17 protein-coding genes and 1 pseudogene are annotated in these 19,038 nt (G+C 43.4%); 11 read left to right on the plus strand and 7 right to left on the minus strand.

Features of this window, described 5'->3' with window-relative positions:
• Positions 1-34 precede the first annotated feature (34 nt).
• From IX53_RS09690 to IX53_RS09715, 6 genes are read left to right on the plus strand one after another with little or no spacing between them, the layout of a single operon-like run.
• Positions 35-1,624 (plus strand): DNA repair protein RecN, encoded by a 1,590-nt coding sequence (locus IX53_RS09690; protein ID WP_047755190.1) that lies wholly within the window; start codon positions 35-37, stop codon positions 1,622-1,624.
• The gene (locus IX53_RS09695) at positions 1,624-2,262 is read left to right on the plus strand and encodes a HEAT repeat domain-containing protein (RefSeq protein WP_047755191.1); all 639 of its coding nucleotides are present in this window, start codon (positions 1,624-1,626) and stop codon (positions 2,260-2,262) included. Before IX53_RS09690 ends, IX53_RS09695 begins: the two co-directional genes overlap by 1 nt.
• Positions 2,259-3,164, plus strand: a complete 906-nt coding sequence (murB, locus tag IX53_RS09700; protein WP_047755192.1) for a UDP-N-acetylmuramate dehydrogenase — start codon at positions 2,259-2,261, stop codon at positions 3,162-3,164. Before IX53_RS09695 ends, murB begins: the two co-directional genes overlap by 4 nt.
• Positions 3,157-4,125 carry an FtsH protease activity modulator HflK gene (gene hflK / locus IX53_RS09705; protein ID WP_082128558.1) on the plus strand — a complete coding sequence of 323 codons (969 nt, stop codon included), beginning with the start codon at positions 3,157-3,159 and terminating at the stop codon, positions 4,123-4,125. Before murB ends, hflK begins: the two co-directional genes overlap by 8 nt.
• Entirely contained in the window at positions 4,121-4,978 is an 858-nt protein-coding gene (gene hflC / locus IX53_RS09710; protein ID WP_420811587.1) for a protease modulator HflC, read from the plus strand. The genes hflK and hflC overlap by 5 nt, the downstream gene beginning before the upstream one ends.
• Before the next feature lie 2 nt (positions 4,979-4,980).
• A complete protein-coding gene (locus tag IX53_RS09715) occupies positions 4,981-5,607 on the plus strand; it encodes an IMPACT family protein (protein WP_053001291.1) in 627 nt (208 codons plus the stop codon).
• Between the two features lie 359 nt (positions 5,608-5,966).
• On the opposite strand, the gene IX53_RS09720 is transcribed toward IX53_RS09715, so the two are convergent.
• The 7 genes and pseudogenes from IX53_RS09720 to mreB form a co-directional block, all read right to left on the minus strand.
• Positions 5,967-6,299 (minus strand): hypothetical protein, encoded by a 333-nt coding sequence (locus IX53_RS09720; RefSeq protein WP_047755194.1) that lies wholly within the window; start codon positions 6,297-6,299, stop codon positions 5,967-5,969.
• A 65-nt stretch (positions 6,300-6,364) separates the two neighbouring features.
• Positions 6,365-7,660: a metallopeptidase TldD-related protein gene (locus IX53_RS09725; protein WP_047755195.1), complete on the minus strand. Its 1,296-nt coding sequence runs from the start codon at positions 7,658-7,660 to the stop codon at positions 6,365-6,367.
• A pseudogene (locus IX53_RS11130) lies at positions 7,660-9,076 on the minus strand (TldD/PmbA family protein). Before IX53_RS11130 ends, IX53_RS09725 begins: the two are co-directional and overlap by 1 nt.
• 324 nt (positions 9,077-9,400) lie before the next feature.
• Positions 9,401-11,062 (minus strand): penicillin-binding protein 2, encoded by a 1,662-nt coding sequence (mrdA, locus tag IX53_RS09735; RefSeq protein WP_053001292.1) that lies wholly within the window; start codon positions 11,060-11,062, stop codon positions 9,401-9,403.
• Positions 11,043-11,429 carry a hypothetical protein gene (locus IX53_RS09740; protein WP_047755196.1) on the minus strand — a complete coding sequence of 129 codons (387 nt, stop codon included), beginning with the start codon at positions 11,427-11,429 and terminating at the stop codon, positions 11,043-11,045. The genes mrdA and IX53_RS09740 overlap by 20 nt, the downstream gene beginning before the upstream one ends.
• Entirely contained in the window at positions 11,426-12,109 is a 684-nt protein-coding gene (locus IX53_RS09745; RefSeq protein ID WP_047755197.1) for a hypothetical protein, read from the minus strand. The genes IX53_RS09740 and IX53_RS09745 overlap by 4 nt, the downstream gene beginning before the upstream one ends.
• A 2-nt stretch (positions 12,110-12,111) precedes the next feature.
• A complete protein-coding gene (gene mreB, locus IX53_RS09750) occupies positions 12,112-13,125 on the minus strand; it encodes a rod shape-determining protein (RefSeq protein ID WP_047755198.1) in 1,014 nt (337 codons plus the stop codon).
• A 199-nt stretch (positions 13,126-13,324) separates the two neighbouring features.
• Between mreB and speD the strand changes: the two genes are divergently transcribed.
• The 5 genes from speD (at position 13,325) to IX53_RS09775 (ending at position 19,033) form a co-directional block, all read left to right on the plus strand.
• Entirely contained in the window at positions 13,325-13,726 is a 402-nt protein-coding gene (gene speD / locus IX53_RS09755) for an adenosylmethionine decarboxylase (protein WP_047755199.1), read from the plus strand.
• Positions 13,727-13,738: 12 nt separating this feature from the next.
• On the plus strand, positions 13,739-14,620 hold the full coding sequence (gene speE, locus IX53_RS09760) for a polyamine aminopropyltransferase (protein ID WP_047755200.1): 882 nt from the start codon (positions 13,739-13,741) through the stop codon (positions 14,618-14,620).
• A 150-nt stretch (positions 14,621-14,770) separates the two neighbouring features.
• Positions 14,771-16,588 (plus strand): translation elongation factor 4, encoded by a 1,818-nt coding sequence (gene lepA, locus IX53_RS09765; protein WP_047755201.1) that lies wholly within the window; start codon positions 14,771-14,773, stop codon positions 16,586-16,588.
• 11 nt (positions 16,589-16,599) lie between these two features.
• Positions 16,600-17,469: a deoxyribonuclease IV gene (locus IX53_RS09770; RefSeq protein ID WP_047755202.1), complete on the plus strand. Its 870-nt coding sequence runs from the start codon at positions 16,600-16,602 to the stop codon at positions 17,467-17,469.
• On the plus strand, positions 17,462-19,033 hold the full coding sequence (locus IX53_RS09775) for a CTP synthase (RefSeq protein ID WP_047755203.1): 1,572 nt from the start codon (positions 17,462-17,464) through the stop codon (positions 19,031-19,033). Before IX53_RS09770 ends, IX53_RS09775 begins: the two co-directional genes overlap by 8 nt.
• The last annotated feature ends 5 nt before the right edge of the window (positions 19,034-19,038 follow it).

Here is a 19,038-nt window from a genome sequence, read left to right on the forward strand (position 1 = left end):
TAATTAATAGGACATTATGATTTGGGGTGATCTAATGATACTGACCCTGAGGGGTAGAAGATTTCTGACATTTCCGGAGTTTTACATTGAATTTGCTCCAGGACTCAACGTTATTACAGGTGAATCAGGAGCAGGTAAAACAATAATTTTGAGAGCCCTAAAGTCCATCACCGGTAACACTGGTAACTGGGAGGTCGAAGATGACAGTTTTGTGGAAGCAACCTTTCTGGGAAATGAATCCCTTCTATCCAGAGCCGCTGAACTCGGTATCGATCTCGGGGGTGAAGAATTCCTTATCAGGGTGGATTTCCATCCACAGAGGACACTATACAGGTTGAATGGACGTATTGTTCCGAAGCAGCTAATAAAACAATTACTGGATGGGCACATTGAAATCCATTCGCAGCATGGAAGTGTGAAGTTGTTTGACGCGTCAAAGCACCATTTCATACTCGATAAAACGCTTTCCAGGTCATTAATTGAAAGTTACAATGAGAAATATAACCGTTTGCTTATGGTGAGAAGAAAGCTCAGCAGACTCCACATTGACCCTGCAGCCATTGAACGTGAGAAGGACTTCGTTCAGTATCAAATAGCCGAAATTGAAAAAGCACGACTCGATCCAAAAGAAGACGGGCAAATAGAGTTAAGATATAAAAAAGTCCAGAATTTCAAGGTTCTCCAACAGACTTTTGAAATTCTTTCGAACCTGCTGAAGGATGCAGATGATTCTGTATACGCAAAAATCTCAACGGTTATTCAAGAATTGAACAATTTCAAATCTCTGGGATATGGTGAACTCTTGGAACACGCACAGCTTGCCCTTGAAGAGATTGAATACCTCCATGAACGGGTTATTGAAGAAATGGAAGCTTTTGATATTGACGAGGAAGAACTCATCAGACTCGAAGAGCGATTGAATCTCATTCAGGGCCTTAAACGCAAATACGGCAGTACAATTGAAGAAATCCTGGAAATGAAAGAAAAGCTCGAAAACAGACTGAAGGAACTCAACCTTCTTGAGAAAAGTAAAAATGAACTTCAAACAATTGAAAGGGAGCTCCTTGTAGAATTAAAGGAGCTCGGTAATAAACTCGATGTTGAGCGTAAAAAAGCCGCTAATTATCTATATGAGGAAGTGAAAAACCATCTCCGCGATCTGAAAATGCCTTCAGCGGATCTGGAATTCAGATTTTTTCCAGAAGAAATGCCGTTACCCTACGGCACTTCAAGGATAGTCCTCTATGTTCGAACAAATCCCGGTAGCGATTTTTTAGAACTTGGGCGTGTAGCTTCTGGTGGTGAACTATCGAGGATAATCCTTGCCATTGAAGCGGCAGTGAAGGATAGTCTGGATCTGGGGACAATTGTTTTTGACGAAATTGATGTAGGAGTTGGCGCGAGGCAGGGACATGTCCTTGCGGATAAACTGCTGGAGATATCTGAAGGAACGCAGTGCATAGTCATAACTCATCTGCCCCAGATCGCTGAGAAAGCTCACAGACATTTTGCAGTAGTGAAGCAAATAGTAGAAGGTGGCGTATTTTCGAATATTAAGGAGCTCACGGGAGAACAGCGTGTAAAAGAGATAAGAGACATGATAGGAAAATTAGAGGTGAGATGATGGACAGAAATGAACTGATCAGAAAAATAGTGGATGAAAAAGGTGTAGAAGCCATTCCTGTACTGATGGAATTGTTGAGGAAAGAAGATGATGAGACAGCACAAATCTGCCTTGATGCACTCGCACAGATCGGTGAAGAAGGCCGTAAAGCTCTCATCAACGAACTGAAACACATTGAGAAAGAACAGGTAAGAAATGATATCACAGTTCTATACATTGTGGACAAACTTGGTGAAATTCGCGAAACCAGAGCTGTTCCAACACTTTATTCGCTACTACAGCTATACGACAATGAAGACGCTCAGGTTGTCATTTATGAAGCTCTCGCAAAGCTCGGAGAAGGGGAAAGAATTGTTGATGTCCTCACATTACTCCTCGAGGAGGCTCAGACACTGGAATTTATCGACCAGCTTATAATGGCTTTGAGCCATACTAAGTCCATTAAAGGACTCAAAGCCCTCGTGAAGCTCTATTCAAAAGCCGGACTCGATAAAGGCACAAAGGCATTCGTTCTCGAAGGCATTCAGATAATGTTGATGGACAGACCTGAGTTCAAAGACATTCTCGGAACATTACAAAAAGGCGATGAGATACTGGAAAAGCTTTACTTCTGGAGAAGGGAAAACGAAAAGAAATGAAAGAACAGCTTTTTAAAAGTTTATATCTTGCTGGTTGTGACGTTCGCCTTGGAGAGAAGTTGTCACAATATACTACGATAAGGATAGGCGGGCCCGCAAAGGCAGTTGTTTTTCCTCAAACTGTTTCGGCCTTCATCGATTCTTTAAACATTCTCAAGGAAGCTGGAGAAAGCTACAAAATTTTAGGTGGAGGTTCTAATGTTGTTCCACCCCCGGAGTTCAATGGCATTGTGGTGAGTACAAGGTTCCTTACCGGATATGAAACGGTAGACAATAGGGTTACTGCTGAATGTGGGATCACCATGAGACGACTTTTAAGAATTTTGGTAGCTGAGGAGCTTTCCGGGCTCGAATTCCTCTCGGGATTACCGGGAAGTCTTGGTGGAGCGCTTTTCATGAATGCAGGCGCATTTGGTGGAGAAATAGGGAGCTTTGTTGAAGAGGTTACAGTGCTCGATGATAATCTGAACTTGAAAATCTTGAGAGCGGATGAGATCGAATTTTCTTATCGATATAGTTCACTACAGAAGTATGTCATATTGAAAGCTGTACTAAGACTCAGGCATGCTCCGAAAGAGAAAATTCGCAAAGAGATGGAACGGATATTGAGAAGAAGGCTCGAAAAACAGCCTCTTGATCTGCCAAGTGCGGGAAGTACTTTTAAAAGACCGCGCGAAGATTTCTATGTAGGAACAACCATCGATGCTCTCGGTCTCAAAGGGTTAAGAATCGGTGGAGCGGAAATTTCTACGAAACACGCGGGTTTTATCATCAATAGAGGTAATGCCACACAAGAGGATGTAAAGATGTTGATAGAGAAGATACAAGGGCTTGTCTTCTCAGCGTATGGTGTTAAACTTGAACCAGAGGTAAAACTATGGAAGGGGGGATCATATGTCTAATGATTTCAACGATGAATTTGAAAAGCCAGGGAAGAAGCCAATATTAAAACTCACTGTTGGATTTATCTGGTTGATAATTCTTATTGTTGTCGCTGTTTACTTGCTTTCGGGATTTTTCTTTGTGGGACCAGCCGAAGTTGGTCTTGTGAAAAGATTTGGCGCGTTCAAAATATCTGTTGGGCCAGGATTGCATTACCATCTGCCGGCACCCATAGAGAGCGTTGTGAAAGTTAATACCTCGGCACTCAGAAAGGAAGAAATTGGTTTCAGAACAATATCACCCGGGAGTTATAGATCCTACGAAGATGAGGCACTCATGCTTACAAATGACGGAAATATAGTTTACGTCGAGGCAGTTGTTCAGTATTATGTTCTTGAGCCTGAAAAATTCGCGTTTAATTTAGTGGATCCATCTATAATTGTGCGTTTCACCACTGAAGCTGTCATGCGCGAGGAAGTTGCGGCAGTTGGGATCAACGATATATTGACCGTTAAGAGAGAAACCATTTCAGACAGAGCCGCTGAAAGAATTCAGGAGGAGCTCGACAAGATCGATGCAGGTATTGCAGTGAAGAATGTCTATCTGCAGGAAGTAAGTCCGCCATCGAAAGTCATAGCAGCCTTTGATGATGTGAACAACGCAAAACAGGACAAGCAAAAGCTCATCAATGAAGCTGAACAGTATAAGAATAATGTTGTACCCAGAGCCCAAGGAAACGCAGCGCAGTTACTTAGAGAAGCCGAGGCTTACGCTCAGGAAAAATATCTGACTGCCTTCGGACAGGCTGAAAGATTCAAGAGCGTACTTAGGGAATATAAGAAGGCTCCTGAAATTACGAAGAAAAGGCTGTATCTTGAAATGCTCAACAGTGTGCTCGGAAACAGCGAAAAATACGTTATTACTGGCGACTCCGGAGTGTTGAAGCTTCTCAACCTCCCGTTAATGGAAGGGGGGAATTGATATGAAATTTTTAATAGCGTTGGCCATTATCTTCATTCTGGCTCTTATTCTTCTTCCCGGATTCTTTTACACCGTGGATCAAACGGAGCAGGCAGTGGTATTGAGGTTTGGAGAAATCGTTAAGGTGGATACAGAACCCGGTTTATATATGAAACAGCCGTTCATTGACAACGTTGTGCGCTTTGAGAAGCGTTTGCTTGTATACGATGTACCCGCAGAAAGGATTTTTACAAAAGACAAAAAGACTTTGCTTGTGGACACCTATGCACTCTGGAAGATCGTGGATCCGGAGAAATTTGTTAAATCCATGAAGACCATTACCATCGCTCAAACGAGAATAGATGATGTTGTCTATTCCAAGGTCAGGAACATCATAGCTGGGATGAATTTTGAAGAAGTGATTTCTGAGAAACGTCCGGAAATCTTAGATACGGTTACAACTCAATCCGCTCGGGAAATGACTGACTTTGGTATAGAGATAGTCGCAGTCCGCATAAAGAGGGCCAACCTCCCACAGGAAAATATGAACGCAGTGTTCAATAGAATGAAGTCCGAAAGATATCAGGAGGCAGCTCTCATCAGAGCGGAAGGTGAAAAGGAAGCGAACATGATCAGAGCAGAAGCGGACAAGACAGTGACAATAACGCTCGCAGAAGCTGAGAAACAAGCGGAAATACTCAAAGGGACCGGAGATGCTTCGGCTCTTTCGATCTACGCAGAAGCCTTCTCCCTCGATCCAGAGTTCTACGATTTCTGGAAGAGAATGGAAGTTTATGAAAAAACCCTGGGAGGATCTAAGTTCATACTTGGCTCTGAAATGGACTTCATTAACGATTTGATGAAAGGTGAGTGAATGTGGACTGTTACCTTTCATTGATATCCGACACACAGTTCAAAATGAACATAAAACGTTCGGTCTTTATCGGACATGCTGCTCACTGCGAGAGTGAAGAAAAGGCGAAGGAATTTATCAGAGAAATCTCCCGCCGTTTCAAGGATGCCACTCATAACTGCTGGGCATACAAAGTAAACATGAATGGTGTGGAAAAATTTAATTTTTCGGATGCCGGCGAGCCTCATGGCTCTGCCGGCAGGCCGATTTTTTCCGCAATAGAGTCACTCAATATGACCAACATAGTGGTGGTGGTAACTAGATATTTTGGTGGAATAAAACTCGGTGTCAGGGGACTTATTGATGCCTACAATTCCACCGCCAGAAAAACACTGGAAATGGGTCAAAAAGGTAAATATTGTCCCGGAAAAAGGTTCAGTATAGAAATTGATTACAGTATGTGGAATACTTTCATAGGAAAATTTGCTCAAGGAAAGGACTTCAATATTGTTGATGTAGAATATGGAACTTCTGTAAGAGCTACGCTTACATGCAAAAGTGAAAATTTCAAAGCTCTTGCCGATTTCTTCGTTGAAAGGCGTATTCCCATAGAAGAACTCGGTAGAGTTGTCTTCGTGGAAAGGCTTTAGTCTGATACCAAAGCAACTCAAAATATTTTATCTCACTGCTTGGTAGTCTACGGCCACTTAATTGTGATGGGGATAAATACTTACAATCCTCTGGACGATATGGGAGTATGAACCCACTGAAAATTTCTTTCTAAAAGTTGACCCCACCAGCATCGAACCTTAAATAAAATTGGTACAGCTGTATGAATGCATGAACAAATGACAACAGGCGAATAAGGTATTACCTGATGGCTTCAAAATTACCGGTACGCGATGAATGGAAAGAAAAAGACAAAAGATTAAAAGAACTCTCTCAAGATGCTTGAAAAAGAGAGTTCTTTTGAGTTTTCGAGCTTTTTGATGATATTTCAGTTTTCAGCTCAAAACACCATAGGAATATATTCATTGTTTATGAGCTCTGAAATCGGTTCGCCTACGTAATCGACTTTCAAGCCAATATGAATCAAATACTCAGAAATATTATTTCTGTCTGAGAGGAATTTGCAGGCTGTAGCAAATCCTCCCAGATTCTCGATCTCTTTCAACAGCTTTCTGGGTCTTTCTGATTTTGTAACGCGCATTTCTGCTGGGCCAAAAAGAAAAATTTTCACATCTTCAAACCAGTGGTATTTAATGGCGTTTACGGCGAACATCAAACCGGTGATGAGTTTTTCTTCTTCACCTGTTGATAGTATGATAACAACCTTTTTCATACTCTCACCTCCGGGAGTCTTTTCAGACAAATTTTTATCGTTTTCCATCTTCTTCAAAGATGTAATTATTCGATTCCAGCGACAGTTACGCCCTTCAGTTTCACCGCTTTCGGTCCCTCATATCTTTTTGTTTTCTGTGTTTCTTTGGAAAGGTACAGTTCCTTCTGGATCTCATTTATGTTGCCACTTATGGAACCGCCGGTGATCGGGTGCTTCACTTTGCCGTCGAAATACCAACCCAATCGAATCTCACCACCGAAGTCTCCGGTAATACTGTCCACGTTAAAAGCGGAAAAAGATGTGATTTCCAGATGGGGCTCATCCCGGAGTTCCTCAAGTGAATGACTACCGAGTTGCACCGAGAAATTATGAATATTTCCAGTAGGTTCCACGCCCAGATAATGGGAATAACGCACATCGCCCCAGTACTTCAACAGCATGCCGTCTTTGATGATCTCTTCCTTCTTCAATGCGTGACCATCGTGGTCGTAAGGGGCAGAATAATACGAGCCGGTCATAAAAGGATCTAATGTAATGGTGAGTCCGTCACCTGTGAAATTCCCCTGAACACTTTTACCAGCTTTAAAGGACGAGATCTTTTCGTATACAGCCTTCGCATTTGAATTTATCACGTAATAGTACAGAAATTCTTCAACAGGTTCAGAAACCTGCAACACGGTGGAGGATTTCAAAGCTGGAGTAGGCTTTGCCCTGGCTCTTTCAGAGGTTTCTTCAAGAAATTCAGCTATCCGCTCCGAAATTGAACCAGGCTCGTAGTCGGAAAATCTCAATTGATGATACAGTTCTACTTCCTCTTTTCCCTGGGCTGCAACAATGAGTTCTATGAAGGTCCTTACAGCGTCAAAATACGCGTCCACACCTCTGGAGTTCAGAATATGTGTCTGAACTTTCGTAAGATAGATTTCCGTGGAGTTCAGGAAAGCACTTTCCATTTTATCTGGTGAAAAAACTTCTGAAGCTATTTCCACTATCCAGTCCGATATATCTCCCTTTTGAAGCTTGGACGATATTTCTCCGCTGGGGTTTGAAGGTTCGGCGATGGGATAAGGTCTGTTCCTGACAAAGCCTGCCGCGAATATGCTCTCTTCGATCCGTCTCTTTATTTCCTCTCTCGACATGGTTGGGTGAATAGTGGTACTGGCCGATCCCTTAAATTTTTTTCCCTTTAACTCGAAATCTCGATACACTGTAACTTCGTAATACCGAACCCTCTTTGCCCGGTTCATATCCAGTTCCTTCTTTATGAAATACAATTCGTGTCCTTCTTTGATGGTTTCCACGATTTTCCAGTCCGTCACATCGCTCGTATTTTCGAGAACGTCTCTGATTTTCTTCAACATCACCCCAACCTCGCTTTTGCCTTTATGTACGGTCCCCCTGAGGAAACCTTGACCCATTCCTTGTGCCCCTTACCACAGGCACCTGTTCCGGAGAGCTCTAAGTGATTAGAGACCATGGTGATGGATTTCAAAAGGTCCGGTACATAGCCAGTCATGACTACTGGAGAAACGATTTTACCTGTGAGTTTGCCATCTTTTATTTCCCTTCCATAGGCAACGATACATTGTATTCCCCAGTTTTTAGGGTCTTCCATACCGCTGTAATAATCTTCTAGCAGATAACCGTACTCTATTGAAGCTATCATATCTTCCAGTGAATCTTTCCCAGGTGCGAAGAAGGTGTTTGTCATCCTTGCGTAGGCCTTCCTTTCAAATGATTCTCTTTTTCCGTTTCCCGTGGGGGTGGTTCCGAGCTTAAGTGCAGAAAGCAGGTCTGATATACCCGTTTTTGATAATCGTTGTGTCCGTTCCCAGTGTTCCCTCGTCATCGAAGAGGTATGACGAGACCTCCTCGGTTGCCAAAGCACCATCGTGCATTTCCACGAGCTCTGAAGCTACTGGTTTGTTGAGGTATTCCACTGCCTTTGCCCTGTTCTTGACGAACATGTCCATTTCTACGCCATGGCCGAAGGCTTCGTGGGCGATGAGCCCGGCAACCTCCGGTGAACATATCACATCATATACTCCAGGCTCAACAGGTGTGGCATCGAGAAGCATCACTGCTTTGTCGACCACGTTCTGGACATCTTTGCCCATCTCATCTATGAGTTCGAGCCCTTTCAGTCCAGAATAACCCTTGTATCCATAACGATCTTTTCCCTCTCTGCGAACAATGGCGTACAAATAACCTTGAGACCACATATATGACTGCATGAGTTCTTTCTGCGATGAAAGGAAGAGCTTTGAGACCACGACACCTTCATAAACAGCCATAAAATTGACGAGCAAATCGTTGTATCCGTGCGCCTTATCCTTAATGGCTGTAAGATTGTCGATTATCTTGGAAGGGGAAGAGTCTTCTAGGGTCTTTTCCACTTCGCCGTTGAAGCTCTTTGTGATTTTTTCTTCTACAATGCACGGGTAGGTACCTGTGTGAAAACCTCTGTTCTTGACATTTCTTAGACTTTTACCGGTTTCACTCTTTATGCAATCCAGCACTTGTTGAAAATTGTCCTCAAAAAGCTCGTTGAAAGAATACTCTGAATAGATCCCCCTGTTGTAAATCCTAACCACAAAGCCCCTCTCCGTCCAGCTTGAATCCGAGATAGAAGCACCGGTGGTGCGCACTGTGTAGCTCTTGCCGGATACGTCCGTGCCCAGAACCGATACATAGTCGAACTCCCTTGAAAGTTCGTTAATCAACTTTTTGAGTAATGGCTTTACCCCCAACAGGAACTTTGAGTCCCGTATTTTCACAGCACCATCTCCTTCAATAATATCCGCCTTTCATTATACACGATTCGACATTTCATCTAACGAACGCTCTGCGGGGACACATGCAAAGAACAGGCTATCTGTTCAAGATGAATGAAACTATTGTAGTGTTTGGAGATGTGAACTCCTTTGTTCGAATGTTCGTAGCCACCAAGCGGAGAACGCAGAAGGATTAAACCAAGCAGCAAGCACATGGTTCTTCTTATATGTCCACTTCTAGTGCTGAACAAATATAAGAAATTACTAGAGAAATCTTATCACTTATATTCAGGAACAAAAAGAAAGTGTGGTACTTGTAAGTTAAAATCATTCTGAAAGATTCTCTTTGTAGTAAAATTCCAGTATTTTACGTGCTATGGGAGCGGCAACTGTGGAACCATAGCCTCCATTTTCTACGAAGACCGTGACTATAACCTTGGGATCATTAACAGGTGAAAAACCCGTGAACCATGAATGCGGTGTACTACTTGTTTCTGCGGTTCCGGTTTTCCCTGCAACTTCATACTTGAAACCTGCAAAGGCGTGGTAAGCTGTACCTTCGTCAGCTGGAGATTTTCCCTTTTTTGATATGACTTTCCTCATGGCATCAATTAATATATCCCAGTTTTCAGCAGGCAATTCGACGACGGTTGAAGTTTGAGAGAGCCCTGGTAGGAGGTGTGGGATCACATCTTTTCCGCGATTAGCAATAATTGCCGTCATTCTGGCAATTTCAAGGGGCGTAGCGAGTACGTATCCCTGTCCTATAGAACTGAGAATTGTGTCGCCGGGGTACCATTGCTCGCCGTAGTTTTTTAGTTTCCACGCAGGATCTGGAAATATACCGGCCGTCTCTTCGGGAAGATCTATGCCTGTTCGCTCAAAGATTCTCCAGCGGTGAGCAAATTTAGAAAGAGTATCGATATGCAGCTGAAGTCCTAGCTGGTAAAAATACACGTTACAGGAGACAGTGATAGCTTTTTTCAGATCCACGATTCCGTGTCCGTACAGATACCAGTCCCTGAATACAGAGAGAGTACGCCCTTCTGAGTCTTTGAACTGGTAGCTTCCATTACAACTCAAAGTGGCATCGGGAGATATACCTGCTTTGAGAGCTACCATCGATATGAAAGGCTTGATAACGGATCCAGGAGAATACGGGCTGATAGCTCTATTTAACAGAGGTGCTTGGGGATCCAATTTGAGTCGCTGCCAATCTTTTTCTGAAATACCATGAGAGAATAGATTTGGGTTGTAAGATGGATATGATACCAGCGCAAGAATCTCACCATTGTTTGACATTACCACAGCAGCACCAGGTTGGCCGATTTCTTTGAAAATAGCGTATATTTCCGAACTCAAAGAAGCATCTATCGTGATCTGAATGTCAACACCTTTTTTGGGAGGAAGTTTACTCTTTGTGAGGATCTCTCTACCAAGACTATCCACAAGTAACACTTTTTCACCAGGTTTACCTGATAGGAGATAGTCGTACTGTTTTTCTACTCCTCTTTGCGGTATTCCTTCGGTGTTTATATAACCAACCACATGAGATACTCCCATGTTTTCACTATATCTTCTAACAGATTCGTCTGTTATGGTTATTTCCGTAATGTTTTTGGCTTTGTAGAATTTATCCGGGGTTAGGTGAAGTATTATCTCTCCAGATACTTCGAGTCTTTTCAACGTTTTTTCAGGGTCCGTTTCTTCAGAAAAAACGTCCAGCAATTCGTTTCTTGCGGTATCAGAGAAATGAGCCACCTTCTTGTGTATTACATGATATCGCGAATCCCACGCTAAAGGCTCTCCGTTCCTATCGAGTATTTTCCCGCGTTCAGCTGGTAATTTCAGAGTTCTCGTTGTGATTTTTTCTACTTCTTCTTGATACTTTCTATGTTCGATCAGCTGGAGTTCTACCAGTCTGAAAACAAATATGGTCATCGCTATGAAGAAGATAAATATCAGTAGATCACTTCTTCTGAAGTTCAAGTTTTTTCCTCCTGAAGATAATGAATACGATAAATACCGGTATCAGCGCTAAATACCAGATCTTCATATAAATGCTGGCAATCGTGGCGAATAACAGACTGGAGATAAATGATGAAAAACTCTGTTTCAAATGCGAGCGAAAGAGGTAATGGCTTATCAATATTGAAATTATAAGGAATAAGAGGAAAACATAGCTACCAAGATTGACAGAAAGCACGAAAGCTCCTGCCAGAGAGATTCCTACAGTTAGCCAATCTCCCTCCGAAGATAGTATCAGCGGTATGTATACGGGAAATAAGGGTAAGATGTCATAAAAACCGAGGTCATAATAAATCAGCAACGGAAATACTATGTAAAATAGTTTCATTCATCATCCTCCAGGAAAATATAGTATCCGGGTTTCATTTCTTCAAAATTCAGGAGATATCCCTCTGGCATAGCAGAGAGGACATCACCGATGTATGTCGCTTCGAGTGAGTAAAAATAACCAAATCCTTCCATCTCAGAGGAAATAAATACTTTATCACCCGGAAACAGCTCTTCAGGATCAAAGGTTCGAAAATAGAGATTTTTTCCTTTAGACTGAAGAAACCCTTCAATGCTGTGTGTCTCATGAAAAGCCACCGCCGGAAGTTGAGAGGAGAGATTTCTCAGTGGTTCAACGATAACATGATTCCGATCACTTTTGACAACAATACCCGAAAGTCTTTTGCTCTGGACAGATATTACAGGACTTCTTTCCAAGGCTGTTGCAGGGGAATCAAGAATTACATAATTTCCAAAAGTGTGGTTATAAAATCCTACAATCAACGGAGAATGAACCTCGATTCCGCTGGGGCTCTTGATTGTTATTTCAGGAAAAGTCGTAGGTGTCTTTTCGATTACCTTCGAATAAATGTTTACTATTCCCCTGCGCAATTCAAAAGATGGCTTTGAGAGTTCAAAAAGATTTGACCTGATTCGCTCATTAATGCCTGCACTTTCGAACAGAAAAAAGACAAGGATCACCCCAAAGGACAGGGCTATAAGGGTTTCAAGTTTTTTCAAATTTAGCTCCCCCTGGAAAGTCTTTCCAGGATAGATACCTTTTCAAGGACACTTCCAGCCCCTCGAGCAACACAGGTCAGAGGGTCCTCAGCGATATTGACTGTGATACCTGTTTCATTTTCCAGCAGTGTCTTCATGCCCTTCAAGAGAGAACCACCACCAGCCACCGTTATTCCGTGGTGAACGATATCAGAAACGAGTTCTGGAGGGGTATTTTCGACAGCAACTTTTACCGCTTCTATAATTTTGCCAACGGGTTCCCTGATCGCCTCTCTGATTTCCGCTCCTGTTACTTTTACCTTTCTCGGAAGCCCGGAGTTCAGGTCAAGGCCTATTACTTCTGTCTCCAGAGAATCATGTTCATCCGATTCGATCACATTTCCTATTTCTATTTTCACCCTTTCAGCAGTCTTCTCACCTATTACAAGGCGGTATTTTTCCTTTATGTACTGAACAATCGATTCGTCAAGTTCATCCCCCGCGACCCTTATCGAGTTGCTCAAGACAATGCTTCCAAGGGAAATGACGGCTATTTCCGTGGTCCCACCACCGATATCCACGATCATGTTCCCATTCGGTTCCTCAACATCAAGTCCAGCTCCAATAGCGCTTGCCATCGGTTCTTCAATGAGAAACACCTTTTTCGCCCCAGCCTCGAGTCCGGCATCGGTTAGCGCTTTTCTTTCAACTTCAGTTGCTCCTGAAGGGACACCGATAACAACACGCGGTTTTAAGAGGGTGAATCTTGTGGAAGCCCTCTCTATGAAGTATTTAACCATAGCCAGGGCGATGTCATAATCTGCTATTACGCCATCTTTTAATGGTCTTATTGCAATGATGTTTGCCGGAGTCTTTCCGACCATTTTCTTTGCTTCCAAACCAACCTGCAATATTTGCTGGGACTCAGAGTCGATAGCAACGACCGAAGGCTCATTTACTGCCACTCCGCTCCCTCGAAGGAAAACAAGTGTATTCGCGGTTCCAAGGTCTATTCCCATATCCTGTCTAAAAAACATTTACGAGGCCTCCTGTAAGCTGAAGTTTTCGCCCAAGATTTTACCATAGGGACGTTACACCTGTTAACGAGGTTTTTACAATCAGTGTTTGACTTTTTGGTTCAAAAAAAATTATAATGCATAACGCAACATATGAGAATAAAATGACCTTGCCCTGAATGGGGGGGTCATAATTTTTGATATATGGAGGGAAGTAGAAGTGAAAAAAGTCAGGGCTCTGGGCCGTCACCTGGTGGCGGAATTTTATGGGTGCTCTTTTGAAGCACTCGATGACCTTGACCGCGTTGTAAATTCCATGCGAGAGGCTGCTGAGGTGGCCGGAGCTACTATCGTTGATTCTTCTTTCCACAGGTTTCTTCCCCATGGTATAAGCGGAGTCGTTGTTATCGCTGAATCCCACCTTACCATTCATACATGGCCTGAGTATGGTTATGCTGCTGTCGACCTGTTTACCTGCGGAGACGAGGTCAATCCCTGGAAAGCTTTTGAATATTTGAGAATAAAGTTGGAGGCAGATAGAACCGATGTTGCCGAACATCTGAGAGGCATCTATTCAGAGGTTGGAATTCCCGACAATGCCCCCCACAAGGTAGAACAATGAGGAGGAGATAATATGGCAGATATACCTGAAAGAGAATTGCGGACAATGAATCACCTGATGTACATGGAATACTATACAGGCGGTAACGCGGGAATCTTCATGAAGATGAAGAGATTGCTTCATTCTTACCAGAGTCCATATCAGAGAATTGATATCTTTGAGCACCCGGATTTTGGGATGGTTTTCTCGTTGGATGGGATCACTATGATGACAGAAGTTGACGAATTCATGTACCATGAAATGCTTGTACACGTTCCCCTTTTCATGCACCCTGATCCTAAAAAAGTCCTCATAATAGGTGGAGGCGACGGCGGAAGTCTGAGAGAAGTTTTAAGGCATCCCAGCGTTGAGGAAGCTATATTGTGTGAAATCGACCCTTACGTGATCGATGCCGCGAGGAAGTACCTTCCCACATCGGTGAAATTCGATGATCCACGAGCCAAGATCGTAAATGAAAACGGTGCGGAATACATTAAGCAGTTCAATGATTATTTCGATGCGATAATAATCGATTCTACCGATCCCACCGCCGGTGAAGGCGGTCACCTGTTCACTAAAGAGTTCTATCAGAATTGCTACAAAGCCCTTAGAGAAGACGGGGTTTTTTCAGCAGAGACTGAAGATCCCTTTTACGATAAAGGCTGGGTAGCTATCGCATACAATAGAATATCTTCTGTCTTCCCTATTACCAAGCTCTATATGGGTTTCATGACAACCTATCCTTCGGGAATGTGGAGCTACACGTATGCATCGAAGAAGTATCACCCGGTCGATGACTACGATCCCGAAAGAGCAAAACCCTTTGAAGGAGAATTAAAATACTATAACCCGGAGGTTCACAGGGCCTCGTTCGCTCTTCCAAATTTTGTGAAAGAAATCATAGGGGAGAAGTGACCCCAACCAAAATTAACAGGGGAGCTTACTCCCCTGTTTTTTTGTGTCACCCATTCGTGTTAACTCCACTGTCTCGAAGAAGTCGCAGCCATCTCACAACAAATCTGATAAAATCTATTGTATAAGGAAGTTTTAGCAGGAGGAGACGGAATGCATAAGAGAGACTTGATCAGAAACATTTCTATAATTGCGCACATAGATCATGGGAAAACAACACTGGTGGACAGGATTTTAGAATGTACCGGCACTATTGAAAAGCGCAAGATGAAAGAACAGTATCTAGACACAATGGATATAGAGCGTGAACGCGGTATAACCATAAAGGCTACCCCTGTGAAGGTATTGTACAAGGCCAGTGATGGGCTCGAATACGAGATAAACATCATAGATACACCGGGACATGTCGATTTTTCTTACGAAGTATCACGTAGTCTGGCTGCCTGCGAAGGGGCTATCCTTCTTGTCGATGCAAGTCAGGGTGTGGAAGCGCAGACCTTTGCGAATACTTATCTTGCCCTCGAAAACGATCTGGAAATAATCCCTGTGGTCAATAAAGTGGACTTACCCAATGCCAATATCGAGGAAACCGTCGCGGAACTGGAAGACCTGATTGGTTTCACAGCGGACGACTGCATCTACGCGAGTGGAAAAACAGGTCAGGGAATTCCAGAAATTCTCGAAGCTATAGTACATAACATTCCAGCGCCATCAGGCGATATAAACGCCCCTCTAAAAGCTCTGATATTCGATGCAGAATACGATAAGTATCGGGGTGTCGTCATACATGCCAGAATAGTGGATGGGGAAGTCACTGTGGGGGACAAAATCAAGATGTTTAGTACAGGGGAGGAATTTGAAGTTACCGAGGTGGGTATTTTCACCCCTGAACTTGTTCCAACGGATACCCTGAGTGCGGGTGAGGTTGGATACATAATTGCGGGAATAAAAGACGTGGACAGTGCTAAAGTCGGTGACACGATAACCTCCGCAGCAAATCCCGTGACCACCCCGTTGCCTGGGTTCAAAGAAATAAAGCCTATGGTTTACGCAGGTCTGTTCCCGGGTTTGCCCGAATATTATGAAGAATTACGAAAAGCAATAGAAAAGTTGAAGTTAAACGATGCTGCTCTCTCCTTCAAACCGGAAAACTCTCCTGCTCTCGGGTTTGGGTTCAGAGTGGGGTTTCTCGGATTGCTTCATATGGAGGTCGTGAGAGAAAGGCTGGAACGCGAATTTGAAATAGCCTGTATCCTGACTGCTCCCAATGTTGTCTACAAGGTGAAATTGAGAAACGGTGATACAGTGGATATCACTAATCCGGCGAAGTTTCCTGACGACTCCCAGATCGAAGAAGTTCAGGAACCTTTCGTGACTTTGAACATAATAACGCCATCTGAATATATGGGTAGCCTCATTGGATTCATCACTTCTGAAAAGCGAGGAGAATTCAAGGAAGTTGAAAATGCCGGTAAAAATAGGGTAGTTCTCAAATTTGATGCACCCCTTGCTGAAATAATGTTTGACTTTTTCGACAAACTCAAAGCAATTTCCAGAGGTTATGCCTCTATGGATTACGAGATCATAGGTTACAGACCATCTGATGTCGTGAAGGTCACCATTCTCGTCAACAGAGAAACGGTGGATGCACTCTCTTTTATCGTACATAGGAGTAAGGAATACACCGTTGCACGGCGGGTGGTCGAAAAGCTTAAGGATCTCATTCCCCAGCATCAATTTCAGATTCCAATTCAGGCTAAAGCAGGTGGCAGGATAATAGCACGAAGTGACATAAAAGCATTGAGGAAAGACGTTCTCGCTAAGTGTTATGGTGGTGACATCACCCGAAAGATGAAACTTCTCGAGAAGCAACGTGAAGGAAAGAAAAGAATGCGGGAGATCGGAAAAGTAAACATACCTCAGACTGCTTTCCTGGCGCTCATGAAAATCGGTGAAGACGAAGAAAAATAGGAGGCCAGAAAATGGTGAAGATAGGTGCCCATATGAGCACTTCAAAAGGTTATCACCGCGTCCCATTTGAGACACTGGAAATCGGTGGAAACACGTTTCAAATATTTCCCCACAGTCCCTCAATGTGGAAAGCTAAGCTACCCGAAGAGAAGAAAGTAGAGCTACTCAAAGAAGCGATGGCTAATACCGGCCTGAACCCTGGGGATGTTTTGGTACATTCGGGGTATCTGATAAACCTGGCAAGTCCCAAAAAAGAGGTCAGGGAAAAATCTATAGAATTGCTGAAACAAGAAGTAAGGATTGTAGAAATGCTGGGGTTAAAATACTTGAACTTTCACCCCGGAAGCCATTTGGGAACAGGTCTTGATACCGGGATTGATCGGATCGCAAGTGGAATAGATGAAGTTCTTTCGACTGTTGAAAATTCAGAGATAATTCTCCTCTTAGAAAACGTCGCTCCGAAGGGGGGCAACATCGGTAGTACATTTGAAGAGCTTAAGTTGATAATCGAAAGGACTTCTTATTCCGACCAGATTGGGATAACATATGATACCTGCCATGGTTTTGACAGTGGTTATGACATTTGCAGTCGAAATGCGGTAGAAAAACTCCTTATTGAAATAGACCACTGGCTGGGTCTTGAGAGACTGAAAATGATACATCTTAATGATTCGAAGTACCCACTTGGAGCTGCGAAAGACAGGCACGAAAGGATCGGAGAAGGTTACATCGGTTATGAAGGTTTCACGGCTTTCCTTTCCAATGATGAAATCCTGAAAAGGCCCCTCCTTCTTGAAACACCTGGAGGGAATGCAGAACATGCTGAAGATATACAGCGGGTAAAGAAAATCCTTGGAATAGAGAGGGATGTAGATGAGTAGAAAGTATGTTGTGGTCACCGGTGGCGTATTGAGTGGTATCGGTAAAGGGATCATTTCCGCTTCTATAGCAAGGGTTCTTAAGGAGAGTGGGATACAGATAAATGCATTGAAGATAGATCCCTACCTGAATGTAGATGCCGGTACGATGAACCCTAATCAACACGGGGAGGTCTTTGTTACTGAAGACGGTTATGAAGCTGACCTTGACCTGGGCCACTACGAAAGGTTCCTTGGTATCGACGTAAGACGTACCAACAACATGACAGCAGGTCAGATATATAAGGCTGTCATTGACAAAGAAAGGGAAGGACGCTATCTCGGAGGCACCGTCCAGATGGTCCCACATGTCACCGGGGAAATCAAAGATAGGATCCTTTCTGTTGAAGGACAGGTGGTAATGATCGAAATAGGGGGAACCGTAGGGGATATTGAAGGCGAGATTTTTCTCGAAGCCGTTAGAGAACTAGCGTTTGAATTGGGCAGGGAAAACTTTTTCTTTGTCCATGTGACTTACGTACCTTACCTTAAAGCGACAAACGAATTCAAAACAAAACCCTCTCAACAGTCGATACAGCTTCTCAGACGAATAGGTATTCATCCGGATATGATCGCGGTTCGCTCCGAATCCCCCGTTACGAACAACGATCTGAAAAAGGTGGCTCTTTTCGGTGGTGTTCCACAGGACATGGTATTCAACTTACCCGATATGAACAACGTGTACGAAGTACCTTATAGACTCTATACTCTCGGTATTCACGAAAAAATCGCTAAAGCTCTCAACCTCTCCATTTCTGGTGAATTTCACTGGGATTTCCCAAGAAGTTTCAGCCCTTTGAAGATAGGTATAGTTGGAAAATACCTTGGCACGGACGATGCATACAAAAGCCTCATTGAAAGCATTGTTTTGTGCGGTGCAGAAAAGCCCGAGGTTCTGGATGCTCAAACCCTGGAGGAGATGACCGATGAAGAGCTTGGCTACATGATTTCGACCTACGATGGCATCATAATACCCGGAGGATTTGGCAAGCGAGGAATAGAGGGTAAAATACGGGCAATTAAGTATGCCAGGGAGCACAACGTTCCCATAATTGGCATTTGTTTGGGAATGCAATTGATGGTGATAGAGTTCGCCAGAAACGTCGCAGGGTTCAAAGGGGCTAATTCAACTGAATTCGATCCGGAAACACCGTACCCGGTGATAGATCTCATGGAAGCACAGAAAAAGATACTCCATCTCGGCGGTACCATGAGACTTGGAGCACAAGAAACGCCCGTGTTTAAAAATACTAGACTGTATAATATATATGGACAAGAAATGATTTCCGAAAGACATAGACACAGATATGAAGTTAATTACGATGCTTTCAAGGAACTTTTTGCACTTCCAGATGAAGAGGTTACGAATCGCAAGCTCGTGATATCGGCAAAGGCCGATTTTGTTGAGGCAGTTGAGTTGCGTGAACATCCATTCTTCATAGGTGTTCAATACCATCCCGAGCTGAAATCCAAAGTAGGAAAGCCCCACCCGTTGTTCAGGGCTTTTGTGGATTCGCTCAAGAAGTAACAAGG

Origin of the sequence: Kosmotoga pacifica (genome assembly GCF_001027025.1) — a bacterium.
GTDB classification, from domain to species: Bacteria; Thermotogota; Thermotogae; order Petrotogales; family Kosmotogaceae; genus Kosmotoga_B; species Kosmotoga_B pacifica.

What these genes read in the sequence shown, in the direction of transcription:
- IX53_RS09690 (WP_047755190.1), top strand. Translation starts at nt 35, where the DNA reads ATGATACTGACCCTGAGGGGTAGAAGATTTCTGACATTTCCGGAGTTT.
- IX53_RS09695 (WP_047755191.1), top strand. Translation starts at nt 1,624, where the DNA reads ATGGACAGAAATGAACTGATCAGAAAAATAGTGGATGAAAAAGGTGTA.
- murB (WP_047755192.1), top strand. Translation starts at nt 2,259, where the DNA reads ATGAAAGAACAGCTTTTTAAAAGTTTATATCTTGCTGGTTGTGACGTT.
- hflK (WP_082128558.1), top strand. Translation starts at nt 3,157, where the DNA reads ATGTCTAATGATTTCAACGATGAATTTGAAAAGCCAGGGAAGAAGCCA.
- IX53_RS09720 (WP_047755194.1), bottom strand. Translation starts at nt 6,299, where the DNA reads ATGAAAAAGGTTGTTATCATACTATCAACAGGTGAAGAAGAAAAACTC.
- IX53_RS09725 (WP_047755195.1), bottom strand. Translation starts at nt 7,660, where the DNA reads ATGTTGAAGAAAATCAGAGACGTTCTCGAAAATACGAGCGATGTGACG.
- IX53_RS09740 (WP_047755196.1), bottom strand. Translation starts at nt 11,429, where the DNA reads ATGAAACTATTTTACATAGTATTTCCGTTGCTGATTTATTATGACCTC.
- mreB (WP_047755198.1), bottom strand. Translation starts at nt 13,125, where the DNA reads ATGTTTTTTAGACAGGATATGGGAATAGACCTTGGAACCGCGAATACA.
- speE (WP_047755200.1), top strand. Translation starts at nt 13,739, where the DNA reads ATGGCAGATATACCTGAAAGAGAATTGCGGACAATGAATCACCTGATG.
- lepA (WP_047755201.1), top strand. Translation starts at nt 14,771, where the DNA reads ATGCATAAGAGAGACTTGATCAGAAACATTTCTATAATTGCGCACATA.
- IX53_RS09770 (WP_047755202.1), top strand. Translation starts at nt 16,600, where the DNA reads ATGGTGAAGATAGGTGCCCATATGAGCACTTCAAAAGGTTATCACCGC.
- IX53_RS09775 (WP_047755203.1), top strand. Translation starts at nt 17,462, where the DNA reads ATGAGTAGAAAGTATGTTGTGGTCACCGGTGGCGTATTGAGTGGTATC.